We start from the raw sequence: 22,481 nt of genomic DNA, 5'->3' as shown, positions 1-22,481 counted from the left end.
AAGAGGGAAAATGAAAGAAGAAAAGAAATTACTCCTTCAAGAGGTGGAAGAGAAGATCTCCGCATCCCAAGGTTTTATTTTATTGAGATATCTTGGATTTACGGCAGCGCACTCTAGAGAGTTTCGTAATTCACTCTCCGGAGTTTCTGCAGAATTTGAAGTGTTAAAAAAGAGAATTTTTTTCAAAGCTATACAGAGCGCTGGTTTTGATATAGATTCTTCGGATACAAGCGGACACCTGGGTGTAGTCTTTGCTTACGATGATGCTGTTTCTGCAGCAAAACAAGTATTAGATTTTAATAAACAATATAACGATTCACTAGTTTTTCTTGCCGGACGAATTGATAGCGCTAACTTGTCTGGTAAAGAAGTAGAGGCTGTTGCCAAATTGCCTTCAATGAAAGAACTGAGGCAGCAAATTGTTGGACTATTAGCTGCTCCGATGTCTCAGGTCGTTGGAATTATGGGCTCAGCTCTTTCCGGTGTTATTTCCTGTATCGACCAGAAAACGCAAAAAAACTAAGAAGAATGTTAAAACTCTCAAATTAAGTAAGGGTGACAAAAGTGACGACACAAAGCTTGGAAACTTTAGTAGAGACATTAAGCAGTTTAACAGTATTAGAACTGTCCGCTTTAAAAAAATTATTAGAAGAAAAATGGGATGTCACTGCCGCTGCTCCTATGATGACAGTTGCTGCTGGTGCTGCTGGCGCTGGTGCTGAAGCTGCTCCTGCTGAATCTACGGAGTTTGCAGTGACTTTAGAGGAAGTTCCTGCAGATAAGAAAATAGGCGTTTTAAAAGTAGTTCGAGAAGTTACAGGATTGGCTTTAAAAGAAGCTAAGGAAATGACAGAAGGCTTGCCTAAAACTGTTAAAGAAAAGACTTCTAAGTCTGATGCTGAGGATACAGTTAAGAAATTACAAGAAGCTGGAGCAAAGGCTTCCTTTAAAGGCTTGTAATTTATAGGAAAGAAAAATCTGTAAGATTTTTCTTTTCTTTTTTTATCATGTATACAATTGTAGTACTCCCTTAATACGGCATACGTAGGCTTGTTTAAGGGAAGTCTTTTGGCATCACAATAGTCTTAGGAGAGCTCGCATGTTCAAATGCCCGGAGCGGGTTAGCGTCAAAAAAAAGGAAGATATCTTAGATCTTCCAAATCTTATTGAAATTCAAATTAAGTCATATAAGCAATTTCTTCAGATTGGTAAGCTTGCAGAAGAGCGCGATAATATCGGCTTAGAAGAGGTTTTCAGAGAGATTTTTCCAATTAAATCTTATAACGAAGCTACCATTTTAGAGTATTTATCTTATAACTTAGGTGTGCCGAAGTATTCTCCCGACGAGTGTATCCGTCGCGGGATCACCTATAGTGTTACTTTAAAAGTTCGCTTCCGTTTGACTGATGAAACAGGAATTAAGGAAGAAGAAGTCTACATGGGTACCATACCCATTATGACAGATAAAGGAACCTTTATTATTAATGGGGCTGAAAGAGTTGTTGTTTCTCAAGTACACCGTTCTCCTGGGATTAATTTCGAACAGGAAAAACATTCTAAGGGAAATATTTTGTTTTCTTTCAGAATTATTCCTTATCGAGGTAGTTGGTTAGAGGCTATTTTTGATATAAATGATTTAATTTATATCCATATTGATAGAAAAAAACGTCGCCGCAAGATTTTAGCTATAACGTTTATCCGCGCTCTGGGGTATTCATCTGATGCTGACATTATTGAAGAGTTTTTCCAAATAGAAGAACATTCTTTAAAAAGTGAAAAAGATTTTTCTTTCTTAGTTGGTAAAATCTTGGCTGATAATGTTTTAGATGAAGCTTCTTCTTTGGTTTACGGAAAGGCTGGAGAAAAACTCAGCACAGCTATGTTAAAACGTATGCTAGATGCTAATATCTCAACTTTAAAAATAGCTGTAGAGGCTGATGAAAATCACCCTATCATCAAAATGTTGGCTAAAGATCCAACAGACTCTTATGAAGCTGCTTTAAAGGATTTCTATAGAAGATTGCGTCCCGGTGAGCCTGCGACCTTGGCAAATGCTCGTTCTACAATTATGCGTCTGTTCTTTGACCCTAAACGCTATAACTTGGGAAGAGTAGGTCGTTATAAATTAAATAGAAAACTTGGATTCTCTATGGATGAAGAGTCTCTAGCACAAGTTACCTTAAGAAAAGAAGATGTTATTGGTGCTTTGAAGTATCTTATCCGTTTAAAAATGGGTGATGAAAAAGCTTCGATTGATGATATCGACCATTTAGCTAACCGTCGTGTACGCTCTGTAGGAGAACTTATCCAAAACCAATGCCGTTCCGGATTGGCTAGAATGGAAAAAATTATTCGAGAAAGAATGAATTTATTTGATTTTTCTTCCGATACATTGATTCCAGGAAAAATTATCTCTGCAAAAGGCCTTGCAAGCGTTTTAAAGGACTTTTTCGGTCGTTCTCAGCTTTCTCAATTCATGGATCAAACCAACCCTGTGGCCGAATTAACGCATAAGCGGCGCTTGTCAGCTTTAGGCCCTGGAGGTTTGAATAGAGAAAGAGCTGGATTTGAAGTCCGTGACGTGCATGCGAGCCATTACGGACGTATATGTCCAATTGAGACTCCAGAAGGACCAAATATTGGTTTGATTACTTCTCTATCTTCTTTTGCAAAAATCAACGAATTCGGATTCATTGAAACTCCTTACCGCATTGTTCGAGATGGAGTGGTTACTGATGAAATCGAATACATGACTGCCGATGTTGAAGAAGAATGTGTGATTGCTCAGGCTTCAGCGAATTTAGATGAATATAATATGTTTGTAGATCCTGTATGCTGGGCAAGATGTCGTGGAGAGGCTTTTGAAGCAGACACAAGTACTGTTACGCATATGGACGTGTCTCCAAAGCAATTGGTATCGATTGTTACAGGTTTAATTCCATTTTTAGAACATGACGACGCTAACCGTGCTCTTATGGGATCAAACATGCAACGTCAAGCTGTTCCTTTATTAAAAACTGAAGCTCCTATTGTTGGAACAGGTTTAGAAGCGCGTGCTGCTAAAGATTCTGGTGCTATTGTTGTTGCTGAAGAAGATGGGGTCGTGGAATATGTTGACGGTTACAAAGTAGTTATTGCAGCTAAACATAACCCAACACTTAAACGCACTTACGATCTTAAAAAGTTCTTAAGATCAAATTCTGGTACCTGCATTAATCAACGGCCTTTATGTAGTGTGGGAGATGTTATAGTCAAAGGCGATGTTATAGCTGACGGTCCTGCTACAGATAAGGGAGAACTTGCTTTAGGAAAGAACATCTTGGTTGCCTTCATGCCTTGGTATGGATATAACTTCGAAGATGCGATTATTATTTCTGAAAAGTTGATTAAGCAAGACGCCTACACCTCAATTTATATTGAAGAGTTCGAATTAACGGCTAGAGACACAAAATTAGGAAAAGAAGAGATTACTCGTGACATTCCTAACGTTTCTGAAGAAGTCTTGGCTAACTTAGGTGAAGATGGAATTATTCGTATTGGTGCTGAAGTAAAGCCTGGGGACATTCTTGTTGGTAAAATTACTCCAAAATCAGAAACGGAATTAGCTCCTGAAGAACGTTTATTACGAGCAATCTTTGGAGAGAAAGCTGCTGATGTTAAAGATGCTTCTTTGACTGTACCTCCAGGAACAGAGGGAGTTGTCATGGATGTGAAAGTCTTCAGTAGAAAAGATAGGCTTTCTAAGAGTGACGACGAGCTTGTAGAAGAAGCTGTTCATTTAAAAGACCTACAGAGAGGTTATAAGAATCAGATTTCAGTATTAAAAACGGAGTATCGTGAAAAATTAGGTGCTCTATTGCTAAATGAAAAAGCTCCAGCTTCCATTATACATCGTCGTACCGCCGATATTTTGGTTCAAGAAGGTACTGTGTTCGATCAAGAGACAATAGAACTACTTGAGCAAGAGTCTTTGGTCGATCTCCTTATGCCTCCCTGCGATATGTATGATGTTTTAAAATCTCTACTTTCTGATTACGAGACATCTTTGCAACGCTTGGAAGTCAATTATAAAACAGAAGTTGAACATATTCGTGAAGGCGATGCTGATCTTGATCATGGTGTGATCCGCCAGGTTAAGGTATATGTCGCTTCAAAAAGAAAACTGCAAGTTGGGGATAAAATGGCTGGACGTCACGGAAACAAAGGAGTTGTTTCTAAGATTGTTCCTGAAGCTGATATGCCATACCTTGCTAATGGTGAAACTGTACAGATGATCTTAAACCCTCTGGGTGTGCCTTCTAGGATGAACTTAGGCCAGGTATTGGAAACTCATCTTGGTTATGCTGCAAAAACTGCCGGTATTCACGTAAAAACTCCAGTATTTGAAGGCTTCCCAGAATCTCGTATCTGGGACATGATGATTGAACAAGGTTTACCTGCAGATGGTAAGTCTTACTTATATGATGGAAAGACTGGAGAGAGATTTGACAATACTGTGGTGATTGGCTACATTTACATGTTGAAGCTTAGCCATTTAATTGCAGATAAAATTCACGCTAGATCTATAGGTCCTTATTCCTTGGTCACTCAGCAGCCTCTCGGAGGTAAAGCTCAAATGGGGGGTCAAAGATTCGGAGAGATGGAAGTTTGGGCTTTAGAAGCTTATGGAGTAGCTCATATGCTCCAAGAGATTCTTACAGTGAAATCGGATGACGTTACTGGTCGAACAAGGATTTATGAATCCATTGTTAAGGGAGAAAACCTCCTTAAGTCAGGAACGCCCGAGTCGTTTAATGTTTTAATTAAGGAAATGCAAGGTCTAGGACTTGATGTTCGTCCTATGGTAGTAGATGCTTAAAAAATCACTTATTGGAGAAAAACAATAATGTTCGGAGAAGGTTCTCGAGACAATGTCGCTCTATCTAAAGAGGGGCTATTTGATAAATTAGAAATTGGAATTGCCTCAGATATTACTATTCGCGATAAGTGGTCCTGTGGGGAAATCAAGAAACCTGAAACAATCAATTACCGTACGTTTAAACCTGAAAAAGGTGGACTATTTTGCGAAAAGATTTTTGGTCCCACAAAGGACTGGGAATGCTGTTGTGGTAAATACAAGAAGATTAAGCATAAAGGTATTGTTTGTGATCGCTGCGGAGTAGAGGTTACTCTTTCTAAGGTTCGTCGTGAACGTATGGCTCATATTGAGTTGGCAGTGCCTATCGTACATATATGGTTTTTTAAGACTACACCTTCAAGAATAGGTAACGTCTTAGGCATGACCGCTTCTGATCTTGAAAGGATTATTTATTACGAAGAATATGTAGTTATCGATCCAGGTAAAACAGATTTAAATAAAAAGCAGCTTTTAAATGATGCTCAATATCGAGAGGTCATCGAGAAGTGGGGAAAAGATTCTTTTGTAGCCAAAATGGGTGGAGAGGCTATCTATGATTTATTGAAATCAGAAGATCTTCAAAGTCTATTAAAAGAGCTTAAGGATCGTTTGCGAAAAACGAAATCTCAGCAAGCTAGAATGAAACTTGCTAAGCGGTTGAAAATTATCGAAGGTTTTGTCTCTTCTTCGAATCACGCTGAGTGGATGGTTTTAAAAAGTGTTCCTGTTGTTCCACCTGATCTGCGTCCTCTAGTTCCATTAGATGGTGGAAGGTTTGCAACTTCTGATTTAAATGATTTATACCGTCGTGTAATTAACCGAAATAATCGTCTAAAAGCTATTTTAAGGCTAAAAACTCCTGAAGTGATCGTTCGTAATGAAAAACGTATGCTGCAGGAAGCTGTGGATGCTCTATTTGATAACGGTCGTCATGGACACCCTGTCATGGGAGCTGGGAATCGTCCGTTAAAGTCCCTTTCTGAAATGTTGAAAGGGAAAAATGGACGTTTCCGACAAAATCTTTTAGGTAAGCGTGTTGATTATTCTGGACGTTCTGTCATTATCGTCGGTCCTGAATTGAAGTTTAATCAATGCGGTTTGCCTAAAGAAATGGCTCTTGAGTTGTTTGAACCATTCATTATTAAAAGATTAAAAGATCAGGGTAGTGTCTATACTATTCGTTCTGCTAAGAAAATGATTCAACGCGGAGCTCCGGAAGTTTGGGATGTTTTAGAAGAAATTATTAAAGGTCATCCAGTATTGCTTAACCGAGCCCCCACACTCCACCGTTTAGGGATACAGGCGTTTGAACCTGTATTAATCGAGGGTAAAGCGATTCGCGTGCATCCCCTAGTCTGTGCGGCATTTAACGCGGACTTCGATGGAGACCAAATGGCTGTTCATGTGCCGCTGTCTATAGAAGCGCAATTAGAAGCCAAAGTTTTGATGATGGCTCCTGATAACATCTTCTTGCCGTCTTCTGGAAAGCCTGTCGCTACACCTTCTAAGGATATGACCTTAGGTATTTACTATCTTATGGCAGACCCGACATATTTCCCGGAAGATCATGGAGGAAAAATCAAAATCTTTAGGGATGTTACGGAAGTCTTGCGAGCATTGTATTCTGGAGGATTCCTGGATGAGCGTACGAATGGTCGTCGCGATGAAACAGGCCGTGGTATTCATATTCACGAGAAAATTAAAGTGCGCATCGATGGGCAAGTTATTGAAACTACTCCAGGAAGAGTTCTGTTTAATAGAATTGTTCCTAAAGAGTTAGGGTTTCAAAACTATAGCATGCCAAGTAAGCGTATCAGTGAATTGATTTTACAGTGCTATAAAAAAGTGGGGCTTGAAGCTACTGTACGCTTCTTAGATGATCTTAAGGACCTAGGATTTATCCAAGCTACAAAAGCTGCGATCTCTATGGGATTGAAAGATGTAAAAATTCCTGAGATTAAAAGTGAAATTCTTAAAGAAGCTTATGACAAGGTTGCTATTGTTAAGAAACAATACGATGATGGTATTATCACCGATGGCGAACGTCATTCTAAAACTATTAGTATTTGGACAGAGGTTTCGGAACTCTTGTCGGATGCTCTTTATGTTGAAATTAGTAAGCAAACCAAAAGCAAGCACAACCCTCTGTTCTTGATGATAGATTCAGGAGCTCGAGGTAATAAGTCTCAGTTGAAGCAGTTGGGAGCTTTACGAGGTTTAATGGCCAAGCCGAACGGTGCGATTATCGAATCTCCGATTACCTCTAATTTCCGCGAAGGATTAACTGTTCTTGAGTACTCCATTTCTTCCCACGGTGCTAGAAAAGGTTTAGCTGATACTGCATTGAAAACAGCTGATTCTGGGTATTTAACTCGAAGACTTGTTGACGTAGCTCAAGATGTAATCATTACGGAAAAAGATTGCGGAACATTGAATCATATCGAAATTGCTGCAATTCGGCAGGGTTCAGAAGAACTTTTACCTTTAAAAGATCGTATTTATGGTCGTACGGTATCAGAAGACATTTATCAACCCGGTGATAAAAGTAAGCTTCTGGCTAAAAATGGAGATGTTATTACATCTGCTCAGGCTGAACTTATTGATGACGCAGGAATTGAAAGTATTAAAATTCGCTCCACACTTACTTGTGAAAGTCGGCGTGGTGTTTGTGCTAAGTGTTATGGGTTAAACCTTGCTAATGGTCGCCTTATTGGTTTAGGAGAGGCTGTGGGTATTATAGCCGCTCAATCAATTGGTGAACCCGGAACACAGCTAACAATGAGAACGTTCCACCTTGGAGGTATCGCAGCTACATCTTCAACTCCAGAAATTGTTACAGATTGTGATGGTATCCTAGTATATATGGATCTACGTGTCGTTGTGGGGCAAGATGGAAATCACTTGGTCTTGAATAAGAAAGGCGCTATCCATGTTGTCCGTGATGAAGGACGTAGTTTAGAAGAGTACAAGAAACTTCTAAGCACTAAGTCTATAGAAAGTTTAGAGACTTATCCAGTAGAACTCGGTGTTAAGATTTTAGTAGGTGATGGGGAGAAGGTAACTGCAGGCCAAAGAATTGCTGAGGTCGAATTACATAATATTCCAATTATTTGTGATAAGCCTGGTTTTGTAAAATACGAAGACTTAGTAGAGGGTATTTCTACAGAAAAAGTAGTTAATAAAAACACAGGTTTAGTTGAGCTTATTGTTAAACAGCATCGTGGAGAACTACATCCTCAAATTGCTATTTATTCCGATCCCGGTTTAACAGAGTTGGTTGGAACATATGCTATTCCTTCTGGAGCAATTATTTCCGTCGAAGAAAATCAACAAGTTGACCCTGGAATGTTATTAGCAAGATTACCTCGAGGGGCAATTAAAACTAAGGATATTACCGGAGGTCTACCTAGGGTTGCTGAATTAGTTGAAGCTCGTAAGCCTGAAGATGCTGCAGATATTGCAAAGATTGATGGTGTTGTAGACTTTAAAGGAATTCAGAAAAATAAACGTATTCTTGTTGTTCGTGACGAAATAACAGGAATGGAAGAAGAACATTTGATTCCGTTGACCAAGCACTTAATTGTTCAACGTGGAGATCATGTGATGAAAGGACAGCAGCTAACAGATGGCTTGGTTGTTCCACACGAAATCCTAGAAATTTGTGGCGTTCGCGAATTGCAAAAGTATTTAGTAAATGAGGTTCAAGAAGTTTATCGTCTGCAGGGTGTGGATATCAATGATAAGCATGTGGAAATCATTGTTCGTCAAATGTTGCAGAAGGTTCGCATTACTGATCCAGGTGACACTACTTTACTCTTCGGAGAAGAAGTGAATAAAAAAGAGTTCTACGAAGAAAATAAACGTACAGAAGAGGAAGGTGGAAAACCAGCACAAGCTGTTCCAGTATTATTGGGAATTACCAAAGCTTCGTTGGGTACAGAATCCTTCATTTCTGCTGCATCCTTCCAAGATACGACGCGGGTATTAACTGATGCAGCGTGTAGTAGTAAAACTGACTACCTATTAGGATTCAAAGAGAATGTCATTATGGGGCACATGATTCCTGGAGGTACAGGATTTGATACACACAAGCGTATTAAGCAATACTTAGAAAAGGAACAAGAGGAACTTGTCTTTGACTTTGTAAGCGAATCAGAATGCGCTTGTTAGCTAGGCTTTAATGATCAAAATAGGAGGTTAAGATTAGACCTATAACCTCCTTGATAGTAATATTTTTTTTTGGTAGTCTCAGCAAAAGACGAATAGTGATAACAGGGTGCGTATGTCCAGCCAATTCGAGCAACTCAAACTCTTGAGCGTTCTTGTTTGTGACACTGGTGATCCAGAGTTAGTTAAGTCTTCAGAGTCTCAAGATGCAACGACAAATCCGTCTCTTATTCTCAAAGTTGCGCAAGAACCAAAGTATCAAGAATTGCTAACAGAAGCTATTGCTTGGGGAATTCGACAGAACGGTGATGATATTCAAACCCTTACTTTTGTGTTAGACAAGATACAGGTAAATTTTGGTTTAGAAATTCTAAAATACATTCCGGGTAGAGTTTCTTTAGAAATAGATGCTCGTCTTTCGTTTAATACAGAAGCTATGGTACAACGGGCTATTTTCTTAAGCGAGTTGTTTGCAGCCTCTGGAGGAGATAAAAAGCGTCTTTTAGTTAAGATTCCGGGTACTTGGGAGGGTATACAAGCAGTAGAATTATTAGAGAAACAAGGTATTGCTTGTAATGTCACTCTTATTTTTAATTTAATTCAATCTATCGCTGCTGCAAAAGCAAAAGCAACTTTAATTTCGCCATTTGTTGGGCGTATTTATGATTGGTGGATAGCAGCTTATGGAGATGAAGGGTACTCTATAGATGCAGATCCTGGTGTGGCTTCTGTATCGAATATCTATACATATTATAAGAAGTTTGATATCACTACGCAAATTATGGCTGCTTCTTTTCGTTCTAAAGAACAGGTATTAGCTTTGGCTGGATGTGATTTATTAACAGTTTCTCCTAAATTGTTAGACGAACTAAAGAAGGATCAGTCTCCAGTTGAAAGAAAGTTAGATCCAGCTGAAGCTAAGAAACTCGACGTTCAGCCTGTTGAATTAACAGAAAGCATATTCCGTTTCTTAATGAATGAAGACGCTATGGCTACCGAGAAACTCGCTGAGGGAATCCGTATATTTTCTGGTGATACCCAGATTCTTGAAGCTGCTGTTACAGAATTTATTAAGCAAATAGCTGCACAAGATGTGTAAGAAAAACTGCCTTAAAGTTTCAATAATCCTGTAAGGCAAATTAAAGAAGATAAGATGAACCATAACTCGTTACTTGTTTTTTCCTGCCCCTGCTGTTGCGAAGGAGAAGTTTCTTTTTCTGTATTTAGCTTGAAGGAAGTCCTAGCCTGTAGTTGTTGTTCTTCTACATATACTTTCGACCCAGCAACTCGCAACTCTATTCGTCAATTCTCAGCGTTATGTCTAAGGATTTACGAAGCCTCTCCTATACTAGGAAATGCTGCGGTTTCTGTATCCGTAAAAGATAATGCTGTAGAAATACCCTTCCAGCTACTCTTTTCTAGATTCCCCGTGGTGTTTAATTTAACCCTTGAAGGGAAACAGATAGCTGTTCGTTTTATTTTTGATGCTCTCAAAAGAGAAGTTTTACATAAAGAAAGAGCATCTTTAGTCTGAATAACTTTAGAACTTTATTCTATTTCTTCTTGTAAGGCTTGGAGAGCTTCTTTAAGGATAGTATCCCCAGAAGTAGCTTCTTTTTCTGAAAGCTTAAAGGAAGACACCGTCTTTAAGAAAATCAAAGATACATTGGGATAGTCATCCAAGGTAGCTGTGCTTGTAAAAATAAAGGCCTTGTGGTTGATGACTGCAACGCCTTGAAGGCAAAAAACCTTGCCCCACGAAGAATTCTTTTCTGTTTTGATAATTGTGAATTCCCCATTAAGAGATTGAATATGAGTGAATACAGAAGATTCTAGAGTCATGTCATTGGCTTTATGATAAGCAAGTATCTCTTCAATGTATTCAGGTTGATTCTTAGATATAATTTCTTGAGAAATATTGATAGTAGGTGTTAGAGATCCTGTCCCTTGGCCAATAAATACGACATCAAGTTTTTCAGGAAGTTGTGTTTTATCATTTATGCACTGCCAGTTATTCGGGATGCGAATAGTATACTCATCTGTAGAGTAGGCAACCCAAGAAATTAATGATTTTTCTTTTGTTTGTTGTGTTGTTCTTCGACTTTTATACGCTCTTTTTGCAACGTAGCGAGAAGCAGTTGCATTAGAAATACCAGATTGTGATTTTTTCAATGCTCTTCGTTGAGAAACGCTCAAGGGGCGTCTTTGGGCTGGTTTTTCTGTATTTTGCGTTTGAGGATTCGCGCTTATTGTAAGAGACAAACTAGTAACCAGAAAAGAAACAAGAGCGTGAAGTTTCATGAAAATCTTTTATTTAGTTTTATTTAAATGATCAAATGCTATAACCTGTTGGGTTAATTGAATTATAATCGAATTTTTTTTTAAGATAAACTCTGTTTTCTTAACGGTAGCAATAATATGGCAGATCTCGGTGCAGAAGATAAATTAAAGCAAATCTGCGATGCTCTACGAATAGAAACTTTAAAGCCTGCTGAAGATGAAGCAGACGCTATTGTGCGTAACGCAAAGGAACAGGCAAAAAGGATAATAGACGAGGCTCAAGAAGAAGCCAGTCGCATTATTGCTTCGGCTAAAGAAGAAGCTGATCACAAACTAAAACAAGGAGCATCTGCTTTAGCTCAAGCAGGCAAGCGTTCCTTAGAAAGTTTGAAACAAGCTGTAGAAAATAAAGTTTTTAAAGAGTCCTTAGCGGAGTGGCTAGACAATACTTTAGCTGATCCAGAGGTTTCTGCTAAACTTGTTGCAGCGTTGATACAGGCCATAGAAGACAAAGGCATTTCCGGGGATCTTACAGCCTATATCGGTAAACACGTGGCAACAAGAGCCGTTAATGAACTCCTAGGGAAAACCGTTTTGTCGAAACTTAAAGGTAAAGGAGTAGCAATCGGGAAGTTTGTCGGTGGTGTTCAATTAAGAGTAGAAGATAAGAATTGGGTTTTAGACCTTAGTTCAGATACCTTGCTTGATCTTTTGATGCGTTATTTGCAAAAAGATTTTCGTGAAATGATATTTCAGGGTTCCTAGTTTGTTCTCATAAACAGGATCCTAACCAATTTTAGAGTTATTGCCATGACTCAATACTACTTTTTGTCGTCGTTTTTTCTTCCTCAGCTTCCTGAGTCTCGCCCCGTTTATTCTTTTGATGATCTTGATGCTCTTCTACATTTAAACTTATCTGAAGAAGATCTAGGGTATTACGTTATCTTAAAACGTTTCTTTGATTTTGAAAATTTTGCGTTTTTCTGGTCAGGGAAGCCATTGCCTCATTCCTATGGTGTAGTAACACAAGAGAATGTTGAAAGTATGGTCAATCTCCAACAATGGTCTGATGATTGTGAATTTGAGGATTTTTTCAAGGATTTCTTGTTGCAATATAAGACTTCTCAAGAACGTGTTGAGAACTTTTCCTCATTAGTTAGGGAATTGCTATCTTATTATCAACAAAGTTCTTCTGAGTTTCTTCGTACGTATTTTACTTTTAAACAAAACTTACGTGTGATTTTAGCAGGCTTTCGTTCTCGGGTTATGAAGCTTGATGTTTCTTATGTATTAAGAGATGAAGATAGTTCTAATCCTGTTGTGCTTCAAGTGTTGATGCAAAAAGATGCACCTAATTATGAATTACCCGAAGAATTCTCAGATTTGAGTGATGTGTTACAAGACTATGGACGTTTACCTCATACATTGAATCGTACATTATCTTTGTATGAATTTCATAAGATTGAAGAGATGTGCCGAGACAAATATTTTGATACAAATGCAGTTTTGGCAAGGGTTACTGCGTATTTATTTGCTATTCGCAATAGCATGGTAGATTTAGAGAAAGGCAAAAACATTATTAATTCTATGGAAAAGGCAATCACATGGTAACAACTTCGGGACAAATGACTCAGGGATATGTTGTAGAGGCCTATGGCAATTTATTGCGTGTGCGTTTTGATGGGCACGTACGCCAAGGTGAAGTTGCTTACGTTAATGTTAATGATGCGTGGTTAAAAGCTGAAGTTATTGAGGTTGTCGGTCACGAGGTTAAGATTCAAGTCTTTGAAGACACGCAAGATGTTTGTCGAGGGGCTTTGGTCACTTTCTCTGGACATTTGCTAGAAGCGGAATTAGGGCCGGGATTATTACAAGGGATTTTTGACGGATTGCAAAATCGTCTGCAGGTGTTGGCAGAGAGTAGTTTTTTCTTAAAAAGAGGAGAATATGTCAATGCTCTTTGTAAGAACACATTGTGGGAATACACTCCCAAAGCTATTGTTGGAGATGTTCTTGTTCGTGGAGATGCTCTAGGGTTTGTTAAAGAAGGGTACTTTAATCATAAAATTATGGTGCCATTTTCCTGTTTCAAAGAGGTAACGATTACCTGGGTAATCTCAGAAGGTGCATATAGTGTTGACACCGTAGTTGCTAAAGCTCGAGATGCTGATGGTCAGGAATATAGCTTTACCATGGTTCAGAAATGGCCGATTAAGCAAGCATTTATTCAAGGAGATAAAGTTCCTTGCCATGAAATTATGGACGTGGGTGTTAGGATTTTAGATACCCAAATTCCTGTATTGAAAGGAGGAACATTCTGTACTCCGGGTCCTTTCGGAGCAGGGAAAACCGTTCTGCAGCACCATTTATCTAAATATGCTGCTGTGGATATTGTTATTCTCTGTGCTTGTGGAGAGCGTGCCGGTGAGGTAGTAGAGGTATTGCAAGAATTTCCTCACCTTACAGATCCACATACTGGAGAATCTTTAATGCATAGGACATGCATTATCTGTAATACATCCTCAATGCCTGTGGCTGCTAGGGAATCCTCTATCTATTTAGGTATTACTATAGCTGAATATTACAGGCAAATGGGTCTGCACGTACTTTTACTAGCAGATTCAACATCACGATGGGCTCAAGCTTTAAGAGAAATTTCCGGAAGATTAGAAGAAATCCCTGGGGAAGAGGCTTTCCCAGCTTACCTGGCGTCGAGAATAGCAGCATTTTACGAGCGTGGTGGTGCTGTGCGTATGAAAGATGGTTCCGAAGGTTCTTTAACGATATGTGGAGCTGTATCTCCTGCGGGAGGAAATTTTGAAGAACCTGTAACTCAGGCTACTTTATCAGTAGTGGGCGCCTTTTGTGGTCTTTCTAAGTCTCGTGCTGATGCGAGACGTTATCCTTCAATTGACCCTATGATTTCATGGTCAAAATACTTAGATCAAGTTGGAGAGATACTAGAAGATAAGGTCCAAGGGTGGGGAGAAGCAGTAAAAAAAGCTAATTACTTTCTTCGTGAAGGATCTGAAATTGGCAAACGCATGGAAGTGGTTGGGGAAGAAGGGATTCCAATGGAGGATATGGAAATTTACTTAAAATCTGAGTTATACGATTTCTGCTACCTTCAACAAAATGCTTTCGATGCTGTGGATTGTTATTGCCCCTTTGATCGGCAAATTGAGTTATTTTCATTAATGAGTCGTATTTTTGATGCGAGATTTAATTTCGATAGCCCCGACAATGCGAGAAGTTTTTTCCTTGAATTGCAAAGTAAAATCAAAACCTTAAATGGACATAAGTTTCTTTCTGATGAATATAAGGAAGGAATGGAATTAGTTCTTAGGTTGTTAGAGACGAAGATGGTATAAACAGCGTAAAAGGTTATGCAGACAATATATACAAAAATTACCGATATCAAAGGAAACTTGATAACCGTAGAAGCTGAGGGAGCACGTTTAGGCGAATTAGCAGAAATAGAAAGAGTAGATGGAAGATCTTCGTATGCCTCGGTTTTGCGTTTCGATGTTAAGAAGGTGACTCTACAAGTCTTTGGAGGGACTTCTGGATTATCAACAGGAGACCGAGTGGTGTTTTTAGGACGTTCTATGGAGGTTACTTACGGAGAATCTTTAATAGGTAGACGTTTGAACGGGGTAGGTAAACCTATTGACGGTGAGGGAGAGTGTTTTGGTGATCCGATTGAAATATCAACGCCTACATTCAATCCTGTTTGCCGTGTTGTTCCTAGAGATATGGTGCGCACCAATATTCCTATGATTGATGTATTCAATTGTTTAGTAAAATCACAAAAAATTCCTATTTTCTCGTCTTCAGGTGAGAATCACAACGCCTTGTTGATGCGTATAGCGGCACAAACAGATGCGGATATCGTAATTATTGGAGGCATGGGATTAACCTTTGTTGATTATAGCTTTTTTGTCGAGGAGTCTAAGAGGTTAGGCTTTGCTGATAAAAGTGTAATGTTTATTCATAAGGCTGTAGATGCTCCTGTAGAATGTGTATTGATTCCTGATATGGCCTTAGCATGCGCTGAAAAATTTGCCGTAGATCAAAATAAAAATGTTTTGGTCTTACTTACAGATATGACGGCATTTGCAGATGCTTTAAAAGAAATTGCTATTACCATGGACCAAATTCCTGCAAACCGTGGGTATCCTGGGTCTTTGTATTCTGATCTTGCTTTGCGCTATGAAAAGGCTGTGGATATAGCCCAGGGTGGATCGATTACCTTAATTAGTGTAACTACTATGCCTGGTGATGATATTACGCATCCTGTTCCTGATAATACAGGATTCATTACAGAAGGGCAATTTTACCTTAAAAATAATCGTATTGATCCTTTCGGTTCCTTATCTCGTTTGAAACAATTGGTCATTGGTAAGGTGACTAGAGAAGATCATGGAGATCTAGCGAATTCATTAATACGGCTTTATGCAGATTCTAGGAAGGCTAATGAAAGAATGTCCATGGGCTTTAAGTTATCCAATTGGGATAAAAAGTTATTAGCATTTGCAGAGCTTTTCGAAACACGATTAATGAGTTTAGAAGTAAATATTCCTTTAGAAGAAGCTTTGGATATTGGTTGGAAAATTCTTGCTCAAAGTTTCCATTCCGAAGAAGTAGGAATAAAGGAACAGTTGATCAATAAGTATTGGCCCAAGTCATGTCTTCACAGGTAAAGCTAACAAAGAACGCCTATCGTTTAGAAAAGGTAAAACTTTCTCGTCTGGAAACATATTTACCAACGTTAAAATTAAAAAAAGCCTTGTTACAAGTAGAAGTGACCAATGCTATTCGAGAGGCCAGTGAAAGTATACAAGCATATGAAGAATCTAGAGAAAGCATATATGCCTTTGCTGAGCTCTATAGTGTCCCTCTCTATGTTGATGCTATAGTAAATAGCTTTAAGATCGAGAGAGTTGAAAAAGAATACGAAAACATTACAGGGGTCGAAGTTCCTGTAATAAAGAATATCGTTTTAACAGAATCTTCTTATTCTGTTTTAGATACCCCAATTTGGGTAGACACTCTTGTAGCTTACTCTAGAGAGTTTGTAGTTAATAAAGTGCGCTCTGAAGTAGCTGTGGAAAAGCAAAGAATTTTAGAGGATGAGTTAAGAAATGTCTCTATTCGTGTAAATCTTTTTGAGAAAAAGCTGATTCCAGAGACAACACGTATGATTAAGAAAATAGCAATTTTCTTGAGTGATCGTAGTATTACAGATGTTGGCCAAGTGAAGATGGCTAAGAAAAAGATACAGCAGCGTAAGGAGGAATCCGAATGCGCGTAAATGTAGATAAGTATCTTTTTATTGGAAGAAATAGCTCAGAATTTCTTACTGCTTGCAGGGAACTTGGAGTTGTCGAGTTTATTTCCGATAAGAGATTCGTTACTTCAGAAAAAATGCGCCGTTTTTCTGAGTGTTTGAAAATTTTAAATAGTTTGAAAAGAGAATATCCTGCATCTGATTTGTCATTGTCAAAATCTGAGGACTTAACCGTTGAACAGATATTAGATGAGGTATTTTCTCTACACAAAGAAATCCTTGCTTCTACGGAAACTACAAAAGCTTTAAGGAAAGAGATTCTTAGGGTGAAACCTCTAGGCGCATTTTCTTCTAGTGATATTACTGAATTCACAAGAAAAACAGGATTAACCATAAGGTTTTTCTATCGAAAACATGTTGATGGGCAAGAGATAGAAGTTGATCAATCGAATGTTTTCTACTTATCTACGGCGTATAATTTCGATTATTATGCTGTAATTGGTGTGGTGGGCTTATCAAAGGACCAATTTACGGAGATTGATGCCCCACACTCTATTAACGAGTTGCAATCGAAAGAAGCTGTCCTTTTAAGGGCTATTCACCATAAAAAATCAAGAATATGCGAGCTTTATGCTTATCGTCAGGATATTCTTGAAGGACTTTGCAATTATACTAATGATCAGCAACTAAAGCATGCCGAAGATAGTGTTGAAGAGCTTTTTGATGGTAGGATGTTCGCTATTTCGGGGTGGGTAATCTCTGATCGCATGACAGAATTAGAAAAACTTTGCGAAGAATTTGATGTTTGTCTATACGAGGTAGCCCCAAATCCAGATGAGATTGTTCCTACCTATTTAGAAAATAGTGGTTTGGGGCGCATTGGGGAAGATCTAGTAAATATTTATGATACACCAGCATCTTCGGATAAAGATCCTTCGTTATGGGTATTTGTCTCCTTTTTCTTCTTCTTCTCTATGATTGTCAATGATGGTGGTTACGGACTTGTTTTTCTAGCAACCTCGTTGTTTATAACATTTAAAGCACGTCGTGCGCTTAAAGTTTCCAAGCCATTAGCGCGTTTCCTGAAGATGTTTGCTATTTTAGGATTAGGATGTGTTTGTTGGGGATTTGCTACCACTTCCTTTTTTGGCATTTCTATCAGTCCTTCAAATCCTTTGCGCGAGTACTCTCTTACGCATATATTAGCATTGAAAAAGGCAGAATATTATTTAGAAAAGCATCCTAAGGGATATAAAGAGTTAGTTAATGAACATCCTTTATTGAAAGATAAGCATACGCCAGAAGAGTTTCTCCTTGCTACTGAAGTCGCTAATGGCGATGTAGGTCAACGCGCTGTTGTCTACGATAAGTTTACAGACAATATTCTCATGGAATTAGCTTTATTTGTCGGAGTGATTCATATGACTCTGGGCATGTTGCGTTATATACGTCAGCGCTATTCAGGGCTTGGATGGATCATTTTTATGTGCGGTGCCTATCTTTATATTCCCTTATATTTACAGTCTGTATCTTTAATTCATTACCTATTCCATGTCCCCTATGATTTTGGAGGAGTTCTAGGTTATTATGGCATATTTGTAGGTATAGGTCTTGCAGTCTCTGGTGCGGTGTTACAACGTGGTATTGGTGGTATAGATGAGATTACAGCGATTATTCAGGTATTCTCAGATGTTTTATCTTATTTGCGTATATACGCATTAGGCTTGGCAGGTGCCATGGTAGGAACAACTATAGTACAGATTAGCAATCGGTTTTCTCCTGCTATAGCTTTCATTATTATTTTGTTTGGTCATTCGGTGAACATATCACTCTCTATTATGGGGGGAGTGATTCACGGTCTAAGATTAAACTTTATTGAGTGGTATCACTATAGTTTTGATGGAGGAGGAAAGCTCCTACATCCCTTAAAAAAAGTAGTATGTCATAAGGTTGTGGATTCCTAGGGATAGATTTAGGTAATAATTCTATGGTTTGGTAGAATTCGGGACCTTTGGAAAAATGAAGTTATAAGTAAGAGAATTAAAGAATTCATTCTCGGATTTTCTTGCAGTATTATTATGAGGTATAGAGGTACATAATGATTGATTTATCGGTTGTTGGTCCTGTTTTTGCCATGGGCTTAGCAATGATAGGCAGTGCCCTTGGTTGTGGTATGGCAGGGGTGGCTTCACATGCTGTGATGTCTCGAATTGATGAGGGGCATGGAAAGATTATAGGCTTGTCTGCAATGCCTTCTTCGCAATCTATCTATGGATTGATTTTTATGCTTTTGCTTAGAGATGGTATAAAAGATGGTAAAGTCAGTGCTATAGGTGGGGTTGCTGTAGGGATTTCTGTGGGGGTCGCACTATTAATATCGGCTGTAATGCAGGGGAAATGTTGTGTAAGTGCTATCCAAGCTTATGCACGCTCTTCAGCTATTTATGGTAAGTCTTTTGCATCTATTGGGATAGTTGAATCGTTTGCACTCTTTGCTTTTGTTTTTGCGTTACTATTGTTCTAGAAGCTTATGGATTCTACTATTCCCTATGGGATCTATACTGTGTTTGTCTGGATGTTCGCAGCCGTGCCTGTCCGCGTTCACGGAATTTATAGATAATGATTACACAGCTGCAGCACACCTGGGTATAGAACAAACCTGTCTGCGTGAGACTTTGGGCCAGCAGATTGTTGTTACCTGGAGTTTACCTTATCGGATGCAGTATATCCTTCCAGCGACTTTGCATCTTTGGGTTTACTATGGTGATGGGAAAATAGAAAAATTGACGTATGAGGTACGTCAGCTTTCTGGTTACCGTATTTACTGTCTAAAGGGTGAAGATTTCAAAGAGCGCCAGGGGATTGTTTCCTACAAGGTTTCTTTATCTAGTAGGGATAAGGAAATAGTCAGTAGGCGACATCATCTTTGGATGGAAGTTATTTCCATGGATGCTTCTTAAGCCAACGAATTTTAACATGACATCTAAAATATTATAATGATTTGGATAGAAAATTATGGAAGAGGATGCATTTCCTAAAGCTTATGATCCTAAAGGATTAGAAGAGAAATTATATGCTTTTTGGGAAGAGTCTAAAATGTTTGCGGCACAAGCGGCGAGTGACAAGCCTCCCTATGCTATTATTATGCCTCCTCCGAATGTTACTGGCATTTTGCATATGGGGCATGCCCTTGTAAATACTCTTCAAGATGTTCTTATTCGTTATAAGCGTATGTCAGGGTTTGAGGTGTGTTGGGTTCCTGGTACCGATCATGCCGGTATCGCTACTCAGACAGTCGTGGAAAGGCACTTATATTCTTCCTTAGGGAAGCGTCGTGTGGATTTCTCTAGAGAAGAATTTCTCGAGCATGTGTGGCAGTGGAAAGAAAAAAGTGAGGGCGTAATTCTTTCTCAATTACGTCAGTTAGGATGTTCTTGCGATTGGTCGCGCTTGCGTTTTACCATGGAACCTTTAGCCAACCGTGCTGTGAAAAAAGCGTTTAAAATACTTTTTGATAAGGGACATATTTATAGGGGGAATTATCTTGTTAACTGGGATCCTGTTTTACAGACAGCGCTTGCTGATGATGAAGTAGAGTATGAAGAAAAAGACGGTTGGCTTTACTACATCCGTTATCGCGTAGTGAATAGTTCTGAAGAAATTGTAGTAGCAACAACACGTCCAGAAACATTGTTAGGCGATACAGCGATTGCTATTTCTCCTGATGATGAGCGTTACAGCCATCTATTAGGAGCAAAGGTGCATTTACCTTTTGTTGATCGCGAGATTCCTATTATTGCGGATATGTCTGTAGATCCCTTATTCGGTACTGGAGCTGTAAAGATTACGCCTGCTCATGACAAAGATGATTATCGCACCGGAATTAATCATAACCTCCCTATGGTAAACATTCTTACTCCTTCCGGAGAAATTAACGAGAATGGAGGCATATTTGCAGGCTTAAGTAAAGAAAAAGCTCGTGAAAGTATAATTACTGCTTTAGAGACCATGGGGTTATTTGTTAAGAAAGAACCCTATAAGCTTAGAGTGGGTGTCTCATATCGTTCAGGTGCAGTTATAGAACCATATTTATCAAAACAATGGTTTGTTTCTGTAGATAGCTTCCGCGACTCATTGGGAGAGTTTATAGCTAGTGATGCAATAAAGATTTTCCCCCCAGAATTTACAAAAAACTATCTCTCTTGGGTAAATAACCTCCGAGATTGGTGTATTAGCCGGCAATTGTGGTGGGGGCATCGTATCCCTGTATGGTATCATAAAAGCGATGCGAATCGTATGTTATGCTACGACGGTGAAGGCATTCCTGAAGAGGTAGCTAAAGATCCTGAATCTTGGGATCAAGATCCTGATGTATTAGATACTTGGTTTTCTTCTGGATTGTGGCCATTAACCTGTTTAGGTTGGCCCGATATCGAATGCGGGGATTTAGAAAAGTTTTACCCCACAGCTGTTCTTATTACCGGGCATGATATTCTATTTTTCTGGGTGACGCGCATGGTATTGCTTTGCAGTGCTATGGTTGGAGAAAAGCCTTTTAGTGATGTTTTTTTACATGGATTAATTTTTGGAAAATCGTACAAGCGTTATAACGATCTTGGAGAATGGACATACGTTACTGGAGAAGAAAAATATGCTTATGATATGGGGAAAGCTCTTCCTAAAGGTGTTATAGCAAAATGGGAAAAACTTTCTAAGTCTAAAGGTAATGTTATTGATCCTTTGGAGATGATAGCTAAGTATGGTGCTGATGCCGTTCGTATGGCGTTGTGTTCATGCGCGAATCGTGGTGAGCAAATCGATCTTGACTATCGTTTATTTGAGGAATACAAGAACTTCGCGAATAAAATATGGAATGGCGCAAGATTTATCTTTAGTCATATTTCTAATTTGACAAGTCAGGATCTTGCTCGTGGTATAGATACGACTCTTTTAGGATTAGAAGATTATTATATTCTTGATGGGTTCAATCGTTTGTTAAAAGAGTTGCACTCTGCGCATCAAAATTATGCGTTTGATAAGATAACCACGATGGCATATGAATTCTTCAGGAATAATTTTTGTTCCACATATATAGAGATTATCAAGCCTACTTTATACGGTAAGCAGGGGAGCAAGGAAGATCGACTAACAAAACAGAAATTGTTAGCTGTTTTACTAGTCAATATTTTAGGTATTTTACATCCTATAGCACCTTTTGTTACTGAAACACTATTTTTAAAGTTAAAAGAAGTTATAGGAGAAGTTAAGGAAGAATGCTCTGACGCTATTACAGGACATGCTTTAGCTATGTTGCGAGCAGATTCTTATGTAGTAGCTCCTTATCCTCAGTCTATAAATATCGTTATTCCTGAACATCTTCATGAATCTTTTGCTCTCGCAGAAAGGCTAGTGTACACAGTTAGGAATATTCGTGGGGAAATGCAATTAGATTCTAGGGCTTCTTTAGAAGTGTTTGTTATTTGCCCTGAAGGAATATCTATAGAGACTTATATGCCTATGGTGTGCGCTCTTGGAGGTATATCTTCTATAGAAAATCTTACAGAAGAACCTAAAGATCGTGTATATAGCTTAGGAGTAGTTGAGGGTATTCGTCTTGGGGTATTTGTTCCCATAGAACAAATTGCTAAAGAAAAAACACGCCTAGAAAAAGAGAAAACACGTTTGGAGAAAGCTATCGAAAGTGCCTCACGTTTATTGAGTAGTGAGAGTTTCCGTGCGAAAGCTAATCCAGATCTTGTATGTGCTAAGGAAGAAGCTTTAAAAAATAATCGTATCGAATTACAAAGTATTCTTGATAAGCTAGCGTCGTTTTCTTAGAACTAAAGG

16 protein-coding genes are annotated in these 22,481 nt (G+C 38.7%); 15 read left to right on the top strand and 1 reads right to left on the bottom strand.

Features of this window, described 5'->3' with window-relative positions:
- The first annotated feature begins 10 nt into the window (after positions 1-10).
- From rplJ to E1N70_RS00310, 6 genes are all read left to right on the top strand, one after another.
- Positions 11-523 (top strand): 50S ribosomal protein L10, encoded by a 513-nt coding sequence (gene rplJ / locus E1N70_RS00335; RefSeq protein WP_131743630.1) that lies wholly within the window; start codon positions 11-13, stop codon positions 521-523.
- A gap of 41 nt (positions 524-564) precedes the next feature.
- The gene (rplL, locus tag E1N70_RS00330; protein WP_131743629.1) at positions 565-960 is read left to right on the top strand and encodes a 50S ribosomal protein L7/L12; all 396 of its coding nucleotides are present in this window, start codon (positions 565-567) and stop codon (positions 958-960) included.
- Positions 961-1,099: 139 nt separating this feature from the next.
- Positions 1,100-4,858, top strand: coding sequence for a DNA-directed RNA polymerase subunit beta (rpoB, locus tag E1N70_RS00325; RefSeq protein ID WP_131743628.1), 3,759 nt, complete (start codon positions 1,100-1,102; stop codon positions 4,856-4,858).
- A 27-nt stretch (positions 4,859-4,885) separates the two neighbouring features.
- Positions 4,886-9,067, top strand: coding sequence for a DNA-directed RNA polymerase subunit beta' (rpoC, locus tag E1N70_RS00320; RefSeq protein ID WP_131743627.1), 4,182 nt, complete (start codon positions 4,886-4,888; stop codon positions 9,065-9,067).
- Between the two features lie 112 nt (positions 9,068-9,179).
- On the top strand, positions 9,180-10,163 hold the full coding sequence (gene tal, locus E1N70_RS00315; RefSeq protein WP_131743626.1) for a transaldolase: 984 nt from the start codon (positions 9,180-9,182) through the stop codon (positions 10,161-10,163).
- Between the two features lie 54 nt (positions 10,164-10,217).
- Entirely contained in the window at positions 10,218-10,598 is a 381-nt protein-coding gene (locus tag E1N70_RS00310) for a ferredoxin (RefSeq protein WP_131743625.1), read from the top strand.
- Between the two features lie 14 nt (positions 10,599-10,612).
- Here E1N70_RS00310 and E1N70_RS00305 read toward each other — a convergent pair whose 3' ends face one another.
- Positions 10,613-11,365, bottom strand: a complete 753-nt coding sequence (locus tag E1N70_RS00305; protein WP_131743624.1) for a hypothetical protein — start codon at positions 11,363-11,365, stop codon at positions 10,613-10,615.
- 117 nt (positions 11,366-11,482) lie between these two features.
- Here E1N70_RS00305 and E1N70_RS00300 point away from each other — a divergent pair, with 117 nt between their 5' ends.
- The 9 genes from E1N70_RS00300 to E1N70_RS00260 all read left to right on the top strand — a co-directional run bounded on the left by E1N70_RS00300 (position 11,483) and on the right by E1N70_RS00260 (position 22,472).
- A complete protein-coding gene (locus E1N70_RS00300; RefSeq protein ID WP_131743623.1) occupies positions 11,483-12,109 on the top strand; it encodes a V-type ATP synthase subunit E in 627 nt (208 codons plus the stop codon).
- A 45-nt stretch (positions 12,110-12,154) separates the two neighbouring features.
- On the top strand, positions 12,155-12,955 hold the full coding sequence (locus tag E1N70_RS00295) for a DUF2764 family protein (protein ID WP_131743622.1): 801 nt from the start codon (positions 12,155-12,157) through the stop codon (positions 12,953-12,955).
- On the top strand, positions 12,949-14,715 hold the full coding sequence (locus E1N70_RS00290) for a V-type ATP synthase subunit A (protein ID WP_131743621.1): 1,767 nt from the start codon (positions 12,949-12,951) through the stop codon (positions 14,713-14,715). Before E1N70_RS00295 ends, E1N70_RS00290 begins: the two co-directional genes overlap by 7 nt.
- Before the next feature lie 15 nt (positions 14,716-14,730).
- Entirely contained in the window at positions 14,731-16,047 is a 1,317-nt protein-coding gene (locus tag E1N70_RS00285) for a V-type ATP synthase subunit B (protein ID WP_131743620.1), read from the top strand.
- Positions 16,032-16,658 (top strand): V-type ATP synthase subunit D, encoded by a 627-nt coding sequence (locus E1N70_RS00280; protein WP_131743619.1) that lies wholly within the window; start codon positions 16,032-16,034, stop codon positions 16,656-16,658. The genes E1N70_RS00285 and E1N70_RS00280 overlap by 16 nt, the downstream gene beginning before the upstream one ends.
- Positions 16,649-18,598 (top strand): V-type ATP synthase subunit I, encoded by a 1,950-nt coding sequence (locus tag E1N70_RS00275; RefSeq protein WP_131743618.1) that lies wholly within the window; start codon positions 16,649-16,651, stop codon positions 18,596-18,598. Before E1N70_RS00280 ends, E1N70_RS00275 begins: the two co-directional genes overlap by 10 nt.
- A gap of 134 nt (positions 18,599-18,732) precedes the next feature.
- Positions 18,733-19,158 carry an ATP synthase subunit C gene (locus tag E1N70_RS00270; RefSeq protein WP_131743617.1) on the top strand — a complete coding sequence of 142 codons (426 nt, stop codon included), beginning with the start codon at positions 18,733-18,735 and terminating at the stop codon, positions 19,156-19,158.
- Positions 19,118-19,594, top strand: a complete 477-nt coding sequence (locus E1N70_RS00265; protein WP_131743616.1) for a hypothetical protein — start codon at positions 19,118-19,120, stop codon at positions 19,592-19,594. The genes E1N70_RS00270 and E1N70_RS00265 overlap by 41 nt, the downstream gene beginning before the upstream one ends.
- A 55-nt stretch (positions 19,595-19,649) precedes the next feature.
- The gene (locus E1N70_RS00260) at positions 19,650-22,472 is read left to right on the top strand and encodes a valine--tRNA ligase (RefSeq protein WP_131743615.1); all 2,823 of its coding nucleotides are present in this window, start codon (positions 19,650-19,652) and stop codon (positions 22,470-22,472) included.
- Positions 22,473-22,481 lie beyond the last annotated feature (9 nt).

It is taken from the genome of Chlamydia buteonis (assembly GCF_900634605.1).
Taxonomy (GTDB): Bacteria; Chlamydiota; Chlamydiia; order Chlamydiales; family Chlamydiaceae; genus Chlamydia; species Chlamydia buteonis.
The sequence above is the reverse complement of the archived record's forward strand: the minus strand, read 5'-3'. Positions and strand labels throughout refer to the sequence as shown.